We start from the raw sequence: 13,235 nt of genomic DNA on the forward strand, positions 1-13,235 counted from the left end.
GTCGCAGTAACTATTTGCTCCTGCGGTTACTCGTCGCAAATAAAAAACTCTTCGAGTTTTTTATTGACTGAACGCTCGCTCGACTTTACTTCAAACGAAAAGGGAGTGCTACGACTCCCTCTTTGATTTGATTTTATTGTATCGAATATTTACTAATTTATCAATCTATTGAAGGATTGGTTCTTCTTCTTCCACTTCTACTGGAGGCATGTAGTCTCCGAGTACAGAACGTTCTAGTAATTCTGCGATGTCGTATGTGCCTACTGTTTCTTCTACTTCTTTAGCTTTCGTTCCATCGGATAGCATTGTTAAGCAGTAAGGACATCCGGATGAAATCATGGTTGGGTTGACGGCAAGTGCTTGCTCTGTACGTGCTACGTTCACACGGTTCCCTACATGTTCTTCCATCCACATCATGCCGCCTCCAGCTCCACAGCACATGCCTGTTTCGCGGTTACGTTCCATTTCCACAAGTTTGACGCCTGGGATTGCTCGCAGGATTTCACGTGGTGGATCGTATACGTCGTTGTAACGTCCTAAGTAACATGAATCATGGAACGTGATGGTTTCATTGATTGTATGCTGCGGTTTCAAGCGACCTTGTTGTACAAGGTCAAACAGCATTTCGGTATGGTGAAGGACTTCTCCATTCCATCCGAAGTCTGGGTATTCGTTTTTAAAGATATTGTATGCATGCGGATCGATTGTGACAATCTTCGTTACGCCTGCTTTTTCGAACTCGGAAATATTTGATCCGGCAAGTTCCTGGAATAGGAATTCATTTCCTAAACGACGTGGTGTATCGCCAGAGTTCTTTTCTTTGTTTCCTAGAATAGCGAATTTCACGCCTGCTTCGTTCATTAAACGAGCGAAGGCCAAGGCGATCTTTTGTGAACGGTTGTCAAATGAACCCATCGAGCCCACCCAGAACAAGTATTCAAATTCTTCACCAGCTTTAGAAACTTCTTTCACTGTTGGAATGTGCACGTCTGGACGTGCGTCACGCCAGTTTTCTTTTTCTTTACGGTTAAGCCCCCAAGGATTTCCTTGGCGTTCGATGTTTGTCATCGCACGTTGAGCATCTCCGTCCATACGTCCTTCTGTCATGACTAAGTAACGGCGAAGGTCGATGATGTGGGATACGTGTTCGATCATTACTGGACATTGGTCTTCACAGTTACGACAAGTAGTACACGCCCAAAGCTCTTCTTCTGTAATAACGTCCCCGATTAATGCTGGGTTATAAATATCTTCGATGACTGCTCCATCCACACGAGCTGCCACTGCCAATTGATTTCCTTGCGTATTGGCGAAGGCCATTGCAGGAACCCATGGTTTTTGTTGCGTCAATACAGCACCTGTATTTGTTAAATGGTTACGTAGTTTTGTAATTAAGTCCATCGGTGACAGCATTTTGCCTGTTCCTGTAGCTGGACACATATTCGTACAACGTCCACATTCTACACAAGCATATAAGTCGATCAATTGCTTTTGTGATAAATCTTGAATTTTACCAACACCGAATGACGCTTCTTCTTCCGATTCTTCATCTTCAGCTTCTTCAAAATTAATTGGACGAAGTTTTCCGACGTTATCCGTACGGTTGAAGTACGTATTTGCAGGTCCTGTAATCAAGTGGAAATGCTTCGATTGAGGCACGTACACTAAGAATGTAAGCAGGAATAGCAAATGAACCCACCACATGATATAGAAAATCGTAATGGCTGCTGTTTCAGGCAGGAATCCAAAAATCGTTGCGATAGAAGATGCAACTGGCTCCGCCCATGTCGCTGCGTGATCATGCCAGATCATTCCCATGCCGTTTCCGACTAATACGGAAACCATCAAACCGCCGATGAATATAAGAACTAGTCCTGATTTCCATCCACGTTTCAAACGCACCAATTTTTCTATGTAGCGACGGTAGAATGCCCACACGACCGCAACAAGAATCATCAGTGTGACGACTTCCTGGAAGAATGTGAATGCAGGATACAATGGCCCTAAAGGTAAATGTGACCCAGGCTTCAAGCCTTTCCAGATGAAATCGATTGCCCCAAATTGTACAAGAAGAAATCCGTAGAAGAACATCACATGGATGATTCCGCTTTTCTTATCCTTCAATAATTTCTTTTGACCAAATACATTGACCATAATTTTTCGCATACGCTCTTTGAAGTTATCTTCAAACTCCTCTTTCTTGCCGAGTTTGATGTATTCATAGCGTGTCTTCAGCAAATAAGTAAAAAGACCAACTGCGTAAGCGGTTACAACTAAGAATAAAAACCAGTTTGCAATTAATAACGGGTTCATCGCTCTCTCCCCTTCCCTTTGTTAAACAATAGTTAATCTTTCTAATGACATAGTTTAGTAGATTGATGGATTATTGTCGATGTTAAGTTATAGTTTAAAACTGAATGAGCATTCAGTCAATAGGAAATATTAGAAGTTTTCAGTGAAATGAATATCCTCCAAATCTAAAAATGAGGTGTCACCATTCATTAGCAGAACATACTAAGTAGCTATATCTTAGCTTCCTTTTACTAAAAACTGGAAAGAAAAAAAATCCTTCAGCTGTGTCTGAAGGATTAATGATTTATCGTTAATTCTCTCAATTCATTACCAAAATGAATTGATGCTCGCTCGATTGATTCTTTTTTGACACCAACTAAAACGACAGTACAAGGTCCAGCTGACTTTTCGACATCCACATCCGAATGAACAAATAGTTTATCATTTGCAAACAGAATCCTGACCTCTTCCTGAATCCCTTTTGATCCGACTGGCCAGATAGACGTCACAAAACCACCATCTATTGCTAACTTCACTTTTTTCAAGTCAGCTATGACTTTAGAATTCTCAAGTACTTCATTACCCACAAAGGGTTGGCCATAAATAAACCAAGTAACATCACTCTTAAAAACTTCTCTGCAATGACCAATCATTGTAACTGACATAGCGGATTGTAAAAGGTCCATATTAGTTTCACTACTGCCTGTTACTAAAATACGCTCTAAATCTAAGTCTTTCAGGATTCGATTAACACCTTGAACATAACCTTGCCATGCAGCTTCACCTGAAAAGTTGTGGATAATTACAGATTCCACTTGGGCATTTGCAGCCCACTGTTCGAGTAATGCTACACGAGCTGCAAAATAACTGACGACATCATTTGGTGCAAATACAAGATCGGCTTGTTTTTCACCTATACCTCCAGAGTTATCAGTTGTAACGACAAATCCGTTAGCCAATTTCAGCGCATTTCTCATTTAACAACGACTCTCTGAAATAGTCGCTTCATTACTGGTTCTAATAAAAATGCAATGACTGCATTTAAACATGAAGCAAGTAATAATGATGGCACAGCTCCATAGAAAAAAGCAGGACTAATCAAAAAGTAAAATGGTAGCGGAGCAATTACGCTATTAGCTAAAATGAAAAAAAGCCATTTCCATCTAACCCATCCTTTTTGATGAAGTACTGCAAAAATCCACAGTATCCCAAACATTTCTACTGCAATTAATGCATGAAATGGTCCTAATGGCATTCCTATTGATAAAGCAGACACTAAATGACCGACCGATGCCGCTATTCCTGAAAATACAGGTGGTAAAATTGCAATGGAAACTAAAGCAGGCACTGCGTCTAAAGCTGCCGAACCGATTCCCACAGGTAATTTGAAGAGCGCACCAATCGCACATAAAGTTGCAATCAAAGCGGTTACTGTTATTAAACGAACATTCATCGATTATTCCTCCACTTTTTTCGCTCGTCCACCATTTCTAAAAACTTTTGCAGAACGCACGTATTCGTTGTCTGGTACGTTGACCCGCGAGTTGGCTACTCGTGAAGCAGCAAATAAATAGTCTGACAAGCGATTCAAATAACGTTGCACTACAGTAGGTATGTCTTCTTCTACTTTCATCAAGGTCACCATTTGTCTTTCAGCACGACGTGTTACAGTTCTCGCGATATGCAGAGTTGCGGCAGCTGGTGATCCTCCTGGTAAAATAAATCGTTCGAGCATTGGCGGTTCTTCCATTAGTTCATCAATTCGTTTCTCTAATACTTCTACTGGCTCTTCTGTCATTTTATATGTCCGATTTGGCTTGACGTTTGCTAAATCTCCGCCACAATCGAATAATTCATTTTGAATTGCTTCTAAGTCTGTAAGCAAGTCCGTGAAAATGGTTGGATCTAGTTCTGTCATTGCTTTGCCAATAAACGAATTCACTTCATCAATTGTTCCATAAGTTTCAACTCGTGGATCATCTTTATCTGCGCGTGCCCCAATTAAACTTGTTTGTCCTTTGTCTCCAGTTCGTGTATATATTCTCAACTTGATTGTCCCCCTTGAAGTGATTTGAAGTGCTATTTTAATGATTCAGTTAAGCCATACCAAATACGTGTAACGTTTGTTGCTTCTTTGAAAATCTGTTGGCATAACCTGCCACATCGATCTCGAAGTTCACGTGTTTCGGCTTCGATTGGTACTATTCCACGTCCGTTTTCTGTCACAATCACTATGACATCACTTTGTGCGCGATATGTATTTAATGTTTTCATGAAATCTTGAATGACCCGTTCTTCTGGACTGTTTATATGATGCTCAACAAAAGCTTCCACCCCAGCAAGAACGATTGTCTGAGCATTCGCTTTTGGCAAGTCCTTATTATCTGCACATTCAATCCATTGCACTTCTCGTTCAACTACGAGTTGTCTGACATACGATCGCTTGCCGTTATTCGCTCCACCGATATAGACTTGCATCTTCTTTCCTCCTCAAAGCTCTTACGACTGTCCCAGTGTAATGTCCATTTGTCCCCGTGTTTGACATCCCTTGACCAAAAATCACGCACATCTGGTGCAAACTTATGGAGCACAAAACGAATAGGTCCACCATGTGTTACTACAACTGGATGATTGCAAGGAATACTTTTTAGACCAATTAGAACGCGTGTAGCCATCTGGTGTAAAAACTCACCGTTTGGAGGGGATATTTTATCTGGATTAGACACCCACTTTTGATAGTTGGCATCTTTCTTTAAGTCCTCATAAGTCTTTAGCTCCCAGTCACCAAAGGACATCTCACGAAAAGCTGGTGAACTTTGGTAGGATGATTTAGGATAAAAAATGGAAGCTGTTTGATGGCACCGTTTTAGGTCACTTCCGTAAATAATCTCCGGGGACAAAATCCCTTGAATATCTACATATGACAACTGGTTAATTGATTCGTCACTCCAACCGATGTAGCGTCTTTCAACATTCGCTAATGTCGGCAGATGCCTTATTAAAGTAAGACGAAAATCAACAGCCATAATATCACTTCCATCCCTTCAACGAAAGCACCTGAGACATCTCCCGTGACCCCTCCGAAATGTTTTTTCGTCCAAAGTTTATATGCATGTGCACAAATTAACAGAGCAACAAGTGTGGTGATGGCAAATAACATTTCCACACCGACAATAACGATAAATCCAAGGCCTATAGCAATTGAAATGAATGTTGCTGTGAGTAACATTCTGTGGTCATAGCGTTTTTTAAAGAAAGCTGCCAATCCTTTATCCTTTGCTTCAGGTGTAATGAGAAAGTAGTAAACCATTGTTGCTCTCGCTAAAAATGGGGTAACCACTAACCACTCCCACTTCATCCCGTTTTGCGTAATTATCTCTGCAAGCAAAACGATTTTTCCCACAATAAGAAATAGTATAGCCATTGTGCCAAAAGCACCAATCCGTGGATCGTCTAATATTTCATGGCGTTTATCTTGGTTACGATAAGAAAAAAAGGCATCACTCGTATCAGCAAATCCATCCAGATGCAGTCCACCTGAAAGCACAATACCGATTAACACGATGGTAAATGCTAAAAAAAGAGGACTTACATCAAGATACAACCAAACAATTGAAGTGATCAGCCCGAATGCCCCCCCTATCCAGGGGAGAGTGGCAAACATCATCGTTACTGATTTCCGATTCATATTCAGTTCTTTATTAATTGGGATAATGGTAAAAAATTGTAGAGCAAGCAATACCCCGCGTATCATGGTAGCTTCACCATATTCTTTATTTTTTCCCAATCTAAATGGGATGCAACATGAAGAGCCCATTCATCATATTTATCTTCACCAGACTTGTTTGAAATTGAATCATGTTGAGTAATATAAGAATCTTCCTCTTCAATTTCGTGGTTATCCATAAATGGAATAACGCCGAGAACTGGAATTCCTGTGTAGGACTCAATAAATGATACGCCCTCCTGAAACAATTCCTTATCTCCACGAAACTTATTAATAATGATCCCCTTTACTCGATCCCGATGATTTGAAGACAATAATTCCAGAGTCCCAACGATTGTTGCAAAAACTCCACCACGTTCAATATCAGCAACAAGCAATACTGGCACATCCGCTAAATCAGCAATTTTCATATTGACAAGTTCTCGGTCAGTTAAGTTTACTTCTACTGGACTTCCAGCTCCTTCTAACACAACTACATCATAGTGCTCACTCACAAACGAAAGCGATTGTTTGATAACTGTCAAACCATGATCATAAAAAGATTCACGATACGCTACCCCGGACATTTCCTCCACTTTTTCACCTAACAACCATACTTCAGAAGACATATGTCCAGAGGGCTTTAATAAAATAGGGTTCATTTGTGGAAGAGGTTGAACTTTCGCCGCTTCTGCCTGTGCAAATTGAGCGGTACTGATTTCTAATCCATTACCTATTTTTGTAGAAAAGGTCGACATATTTTGAGATTTAAATGGTGCTACATGAAAACCCTCATTTGCAAATAACCGGCAAAGTGCTGTACAGATCATGCTCTTTCCGACGTTAGAAGCTGTCCCTTGTATCATAATACCGTGCATATGTATTCCCCCTTACTTCCACTTCTTTGCTAGTCCATATGTAAGTTCATATGCATAATCACTCTCTTTGACGAGCCACTGGTGGAGCATTCCCAGCCATTGCTGATAGATTACTACATCTGGAATTTTCGAAATAGGCTCATCTAATACTTCATTAGAAATGACGACTACGGTTGTCCCGTTTTTCAGCAACGAACTAATCGTTTCATGGAAACGTCTCTCTTTTTCATGCATGCAGTTTTCACGTTTAAAGCATGGGTCATCCATTGCCCATCCTTCGTACAATTCATTAGCTAACCACGTAGTGATGCAGTCAATCAGAACCCCATCACCAGGTTGGATGGATGGCAGAACTTCTTCTATTTGACGAGGTTGTTCAATCGTCAGCCAGTTGTTTTTATAGTCTTTTCGATCCTGTTGATGTCGTTTGATGCGTTGTTCCATTTCACTGTCGTTGGCAACGCCCGTCGCGAGATAGATTAGTCGCGAACAAGATTGATTCATTAGCCATTCTTCAGCAAAACCCGTTTTTCCACTTCGTACACCGCCAGAGATAAATGTTAGCGTGCCTCGAACCATACTGTTAACTCCTTTTTAAGGATTTCCATATCTTCTGCGGTCTTCATACCAATTCTGTACCATTGACCGTCAAGTCCTTGAAAATTCTCGGTATGTCTTAAAACCAACCCTTGTCTTAAAAAGTATTGGAAAAATTCACTGTCTGGTTGTTGTAACTTAAACAATAAAAAGTTGGCTTGTGATTGTGTTACTTCGCAACCTTTTGCTTTTAGAAAAGCACTCATGTCGAGCAGCATGTTTTTGCTATGAAGAATTGTTTTCTGCCGGAACTCTTCATCTTTTAATACGAGAGAGCCAATTTCAGTTGCTATCCTATTTACATTCCAATGTGGTGCCAGTTGTCGAATTTCTTTGACTATGGAAGGGGCTGCTGCCATGTATCCTAGCCTTAGACCAGGCATTGCGTACATTTTTGTCATTGAGCGAACAATAATCAAATGACTAAAATTCATATCAGAAATTAATGATGATTGTTCTGAAATGAAATCAATGAAGGCTTCGTCCAATACGATTTCACAGTTTACTTTTTTCGCGTATTCTACTAAATCCACTAACACTTTGCGTTTTAGCAATGTGCCAGTTGGGTTATTCGGTGTACATAAGTATAGGACATCGGCTTGTTGCATATGCATTTTCATTTCATCAATCGGGTATTCACCCGTAATGATATCAGTCATGTGCAAGTTCACAATTTCCACTTCGCGTGCTCTTAAAGTCGTTTCATATTCAGAGAAAGTTGGGTGAACGATTATCGCTCGTTTGCCTCTGTACCTTTGTGCAAGCAATGAAAATATTTCTGCGGCTCCATTTGCAACGAAAATGGAGTAAGGCGAGATGTTGTGATACTCAGCGATTGCTGTTCGAAAAGGTTCACCAAGTGGATCTGGATACCCCATCATAAACGGTTGGAATTTGTACCAGTCAGTTTGTATTGAGGTAGGGGGACCGAATGGATTGACGTTTTCACTAAAGTCTATCATTCGTTCGGGAGGATTAATTCCCAAACTTTTATATAGATGATGTGGATTTGCACCATGGTTAGGTAATGCCACTTAAAACACCCCCGATAACCATCATCATTACCCAAAACAGAAATATAGCGATATGCATTTGACGGATTGTATATAAAATATGAATTGCTCGAAGCGGGTTTTCTGAAATTCCCATACGTGGACGGTTAGAAGGAATTCCTTTATACATATTAAGACCTCCAAGTTGCACGCCAAGTTGATAGGCAGTCGCAGCTTCCAAGTACCCACTATTTGGGCTTGGATGCTTTTTGGCATCTTTCCACCAATTAGCTAATCGTGTGCTAAGGGTTTGTTTACTAAAATTTTTTGTCCATGTAAGAATGATATAGCCTGTGACTCTGCTCGGGATATAGTTCAACACATCATCCATTTTGGCAGAAGCATAACCAAAGTCTTGAAACTTCTCATTTTCATGACCCACCATCGAATCTAAGGTATTCACTGCTTTATATAACCAAAGCCCAGGTGCCCCGAAAAGAAATGCGAAGAAAAGTGGAGCTGTTATCCCGTCACTTGTATTTTCTGAGACAGTTTCTACCACAGCTCGTGTAATTTCTGATTCGGATAACTTTTCAGTATCGCGACCGACAATCCATGATAGTTTCATTCTAGCTTCTTTCAAGTCACCATTAACTAGTGGTTGATAAACGGACATCGCTGCGTCTTTCAAACTTTTTTGGGCAAACCCTATTGCACACAAAATACTTTCAACAACGATTCCAAAAACAAAGTGAATCTCGTATGCTGTGAACACCAAGGCAAATACGCTAGCGAATGTAACCGCAACAACCGATATCAAAAGGATTATACCTTTAATTTTACGATGACGGCCTTTATTCAACAAAGTAGTTAATTTTGTTATTAATCTACCAATCCATCGAACCGGGTGTGTCCAATTGGATGGATCGCCTATTATTCGATCAAGGAGTAAGCCAAAAGTAAGCGCGATTATATGAGCAGACATACTTACATTCCTTTCGCTACTTTATAACGTTTGATAGCTAGTGTAGTACACTCAAAAACGCCTCGCCCAATGCATTTCCCTAGCTCTGTAATAGGTCCAGCATACGGTAAAAGTTCCCCTTTTTGAGTAGCCGCTATAAGTAAACTGTCCGTGGAGGTTCCAGTTGCAAGTGTATTTGTTATAGAGTCTCTTACATCTTCGTTTTGAAGAGCTTTTGTTTTTGCTTCTGTCGCTGTAATCATGGCTTGAATGAATGCTTCGTCAGATAAATTCCCATTGACAATTATCCAGGTATTAATCGTGCCTACATAAGGTTCATCTTCACGTTCAAATGCTTTTGACACGTCCACTGCATTTCCTACGCCCGCTGTAACGGCAATGATAATGGATCCAAAAGTTCCATCATACTCTTCAATGACCACATGTTTCGTTTGAACAGCCGTCATCATTCCCACTGTATCTGTTGTCGGAAATCCTTGTGCTTGCAGATAATCAAACATCTCATTTGTGCTATCGTCACATTCATAATCAGCTTTCACATGACGATTAACAAACGTACGGTACCAACCAAACCCAGGATTTACAACTGCTGATGATACTGTTTTTAATGGGAAGTTTGCTTGCATGACCACATACTCATTTGACACAGCAAAATGGTCTTTCTTAATGATGTGCTCTTCCTGCAATTCACTCAAATTTGGCAATAATGTAATTTGTGGTTTCGGTTGTTCTGGATGTGGGTGGCTTCTTACCCGAGCTTTGTAGACACTTTCTAGCTGTTTTTGTTTTAGTACCGCATGCGGTTCACCAATTATTTTCACTTCGCCATCTTCCATTAATAACAACCGATCGCAATACAAGGAAGCTAAATTTATGTCATGAAATACTGAGATGATTGTTAATCCATTCTTAGTGGCTTGCATTCTAATCGTGTCCAACAATTGTTGTTGATGTGCAATGTCTAAATGGTTTGTTGGCTCATCCAGTAATAACACTTTTGCTTGCTGTGCAAGTGCTTGCGCCACAAAAACACGTTGTTGTTCTCCTCCAGAAAGCTGATCGAGATAGACATGCTCATACATTTTCACGTCGGTTAGCTGCATTGCATCTTGAATTGCTTGCTCGTCTTTCTCAGACCAAGATGAAAAGAATCCACTTTGATGAGGGTATCTCCCAAGAGAAATCGTGTCTCGCACTGTATATGAAAAAGCATGTGCGTGTAATTGAGGTAACACAGCCATATGCTTAGCGAGTTCTTTTGTAGTATATGTTTCGATTGGTTTGCTACCTAATTTGACCGTACCTGCTTTCAAAGGAAGTACACCACTAATGATTTTCAGTAAGGTCGACTTTCCACTCCCATTTGGACCTAATATCCCAAGAACTTCCCCTTTACCAACATGAAAAGACACGTCTTTTACAATCGGTGAGTCGTGATAACCACCTGTTAATCCTTCGACTTTTAGCATGATTACGCACTCACCTTTCTTCGTTGTTTCCAGAAAATAAACGCAAACACTGGTGCACCAATAAAGGCTGTAATTACGCCTATTGGTAGCTCAGACGGTGAAATTATGGTTCGTGACACTAAGTCACAAATAATGAGTAATGAAGCACCATTTATAAATGATAAGGGTAATACATGACGATGATCCGATCCCCACAACATACGTGTCATATGTGGAACGACGAGACCAACAAAGCCAATGGTTCCAGAAACCGATACCGCAGCACCAGTTAAAATCGAACCTCCTGTTAAAATCATCATTTTACGTCGTTTCACATTTACACCTAAATGCATGGCACGTTCCTCGCCAAAAACTAATGCATTAAGCTCGCGTCGATTTAGCCATAATAGTAAAAAACCGATCGTCATAAACGGTAATGCCATTGTGACATAGGGCCAACCTCGCATTGACACACTACCAAGCAACCAGCCAATAATTTGACGGAGCTCTTCACCTGAAAGTGAAATCATAAGAGAGATGACAGATCCCAAAAATGCACTAAATATTATTCCTGTGAGAATGATCGTTTCCATCTTCATCGCGCGGTCTATGAGCTTGGCAAAACTCATAACAGTAACCATCGTTAAAAAAGCACCGAGCATACTGAAGACTGGCAATGTGAACAAGCCTAGAAAGGGTACAGAAATTCCGAAAAAGAGTGTCACCACGGCGCCAACTGAGGCACCGGACGACACTCCTAACGTATATGGATCCGCTAATGGATTTTTCAACAATCCTTGGAAAGCTGCTCCCGCTATAGCAAGTGATGCACCAACTAAACCAGCTAGCACAACACGAGGTATGCGAATATTCCAAAGTATGTTTGATGCAGCTTCATCCATGTTAGGATTCCACAAGACTTGCATAGGAATCGAAACCGATCCAGCCGTTACCCCAACTAGCACAGCAGCAATCAGTACGAATACAGAAGCTACATAGGCAAACCAGGTTTTATTCACTGAAGACCTCAGGATGAATTGCTTTTGCCAATTCTAATAAGCCTTCTGTTAAACGCGGACCTTGACGACTTGTCGTATCAGCATCCACATCTATTACTGCCTTGTTTTTCACAGCTGTAACTGTACCAAAACCTTCACGAGTCAAAACTTGCTCCGCTGCATCTGGTACATAATTTCCGTAAGTTGTTAATATTACATCCGGATTACGCTTTACAATTTCTTCAGGGTCCATCATGATCCAACCTTCTAGATCTGATGCAATATTTTCCGCGTTCAATATTTCGATCATTTCGTTCATAAACGTGTTATTACCTGCTGTATAAATTTCTGGAGATGGAGATATTTCTGCAAATACTTTTTTCTTCGTTTCAATGGTTGAAGCCTTTTCTTGAATCGTTGCTACTTCATCCTTCATTGTTTGTACCATTTCTTCAGCTTCTTTAATCTTACCTGTCGCTTGGCCAATAGTAGTCATCGTGTCATACACTTCATCAAAACTTACTGCAGATTTCACAACGTACACGTTTAACCCTGCATCACGCAATTGTTTAATTCCAGCTTCACCTACACCAAGACCTGATTCATGTGCAAGTACTAAATCTGGATTTAAAGAAATAATTTTTTCTACATTAAATTCTTGTCCACCAATTTTTTCTTTAGAAGCAACTTCTTCTGGGTAGTTATCGTAATCCGAAACTCCCACTACTTCTTCTTCTAAGCCAAGAGCATACAAAATTTCTGTATTGCTTGGAATCATTGAAACGATTGCTTTTGGTGCTTCTTCCAATGTGATTTCATTATCAGTGACATCCTTAATTGTTAGAGGAAATTGGGAAGCCTCTTGTCCAATTTCTGTATCTTGTGTTTTGCTGTCTGCAGGTTTTGCTTCTTCCTGCCCACATGCTGTTAATAATATCGCTGCAAGCGCAGTTGCGAGCCATAATTGCCAAATCTTTTTCATTGTTGATTTCCTCCTTGATGTTTATGTTTTTGGACACAAAAAAATCCTCCGCTTTTTGTCGGAAGATGGTTGGTTGAATTTAGGCTTTTGCTAAAATGAGCACGAGCTGATTCACACCATTCCTATCCTCGTAGGGTTGCGGGTGTTGCGCACGTAGGCAGGTCTCATGGCTTGTGATCAGTGGTTGCGCGTCTTCCCAAAGCTAAGTTTGCTTCAGTGACTTGATGCGCTTCCTCTCACATACAGTGGCGGGACCGCGTCGGATTTGAACCGACTTCCCTTTTAACTCTGCGATTGAAGCAGAGCACCTTCGTGTTAGGGCTATGTAATTCATTTTTCATTATACAGGATTTCTGA

General features: G+C 40.6%; 14 protein-coding genes and 1 riboswitch. All 14 genes read right to left on the reverse strand.

Annotated features, from left to right (window positions below; genetic code table 11):
* Positions 1-165: 165 nt before the first annotated feature.
* The 14 genes from HMPREF1210_RS08720 to HMPREF1210_RS08785 all read right to left on the reverse strand — a co-directional run bounded on the left by HMPREF1210_RS08720 (position 166) and on the right by HMPREF1210_RS08785 (position 12,878).
* A complete protein-coding gene (locus tag HMPREF1210_RS08720) occupies positions 166-2,313 on the reverse strand; it encodes a (Fe-S)-binding protein (protein WP_016428293.1) in 2,148 nt (715 codons plus the stop codon).
* Between the two features lie 275 nt (positions 2,314-2,588).
* Entirely contained in the window at positions 2,589-3,269 is a 681-nt protein-coding gene (locus HMPREF1210_RS08725) for a hypothetical protein (RefSeq protein WP_016428294.1), read from the reverse strand.
* Positions 3,266-3,745 carry an ECF transporter S component gene (locus HMPREF1210_RS08730; protein ID WP_016428295.1) on the reverse strand — a complete coding sequence of 160 codons (480 nt, stop codon included), beginning with the start codon at positions 3,743-3,745 and terminating at the stop codon, positions 3,266-3,268. The genes HMPREF1210_RS08725 and HMPREF1210_RS08730 overlap by 4 nt, the downstream gene beginning before the upstream one ends.
* A 3-nt stretch (positions 3,746-3,748) precedes the next feature.
* Positions 3,749-4,339: a cob(I)yrinic acid a,c-diamide adenosyltransferase gene (locus tag HMPREF1210_RS08735; RefSeq protein ID WP_016428296.1), complete on the reverse strand. Its 591-nt coding sequence runs from the start codon at positions 4,337-4,339 to the stop codon at positions 3,749-3,751.
* A 32-nt stretch (positions 4,340-4,371) separates the two neighbouring features.
* Positions 4,372-4,770 (reverse strand): bifunctional adenosylcobinamide kinase/adenosylcobinamide-phosphate guanylyltransferase, encoded by a 399-nt coding sequence (locus HMPREF1210_RS08740; RefSeq protein WP_016428297.1) that lies wholly within the window; start codon positions 4,768-4,770, stop codon positions 4,372-4,374.
* Positions 4,710-5,318: a histidine phosphatase family protein gene (locus tag HMPREF1210_RS08745; protein WP_016428298.1), complete on the reverse strand. Its 609-nt coding sequence runs from the start codon at positions 5,316-5,318 to the stop codon at positions 4,710-4,712. The genes HMPREF1210_RS08740 and HMPREF1210_RS08745 overlap by 61 nt, the downstream gene beginning before the upstream one ends.
* A complete protein-coding gene (gene cobS / locus HMPREF1210_RS08750; RefSeq protein ID WP_016428299.1) occupies positions 5,291-6,046 on the reverse strand; it encodes an adenosylcobinamide-GDP ribazoletransferase in 756 nt (251 codons plus the stop codon). Before cobS ends, HMPREF1210_RS08745 begins: the two co-directional genes overlap by 28 nt.
* On the reverse strand, positions 6,043-6,876 hold the full coding sequence (locus HMPREF1210_RS08755) for a cobyric acid synthase (protein ID WP_016428300.1): 834 nt from the start codon (positions 6,874-6,876) through the stop codon (positions 6,043-6,045). Before HMPREF1210_RS08755 ends, cobS begins: the two co-directional genes overlap by 4 nt.
* Positions 6,877-6,888: 12 nt before the next feature.
* Complete coding sequence (locus HMPREF1210_RS08760; RefSeq protein ID WP_016428301.1) at positions 6,889-7,455, reverse strand: bifunctional adenosylcobinamide kinase/adenosylcobinamide-phosphate guanylyltransferase; 567 nt, start codon at positions 7,453-7,455, stop codon at positions 6,889-6,891.
* Complete coding sequence (locus HMPREF1210_RS08765) at positions 7,437-8,507, reverse strand: histidinol-phosphate transaminase (protein ID WP_016428302.1); 1,071 nt, start codon at positions 8,505-8,507, stop codon at positions 7,437-7,439. The genes HMPREF1210_RS08760 and HMPREF1210_RS08765 overlap by 19 nt, the downstream gene beginning before the upstream one ends.
* On the reverse strand, positions 8,494-9,450 hold the full coding sequence (gene cbiB / locus HMPREF1210_RS08770) for an adenosylcobinamide-phosphate synthase CbiB (protein WP_016428303.1): 957 nt from the start codon (positions 9,448-9,450) through the stop codon (positions 8,494-8,496). The genes HMPREF1210_RS08765 and cbiB overlap by 14 nt, the downstream gene beginning before the upstream one ends.
* 2 nt (positions 9,451-9,452) lie before the next feature.
* On the reverse strand, positions 9,453-10,919 hold the full coding sequence (locus tag HMPREF1210_RS08775) for an adenosylcobinamide amidohydrolase (protein WP_016428304.1): 1,467 nt from the start codon (positions 10,917-10,919) through the stop codon (positions 9,453-9,455).
* Between the two features lie 2 nt (positions 10,920-10,921).
* Entirely contained in the window at positions 10,922-11,917 is a 996-nt protein-coding gene (locus HMPREF1210_RS08780; RefSeq protein ID WP_016428305.1) for an iron ABC transporter permease, read from the reverse strand.
* Entirely contained in the window at positions 11,910-12,878 is a 969-nt protein-coding gene (locus HMPREF1210_RS08785) for an ABC transporter substrate-binding protein (RefSeq protein WP_016428306.1), read from the reverse strand. Before HMPREF1210_RS08785 ends, HMPREF1210_RS08780 begins: the two co-directional genes overlap by 8 nt.
* 138 nt (positions 12,879-13,016) lie before the next feature.
* Positions 13,017-13,205: riboswitch (cobalamin riboswitch) on the reverse strand.
* Positions 13,206-13,235 lie beyond the last annotated feature (30 nt).

The organism is Paenisporosarcina sp. HGH0030, from assembly GCF_000411295.1.
GTDB lineage: Bacteria > Bacillota > Bacilli > Bacillales_A > Planococcaceae > Paenisporosarcina.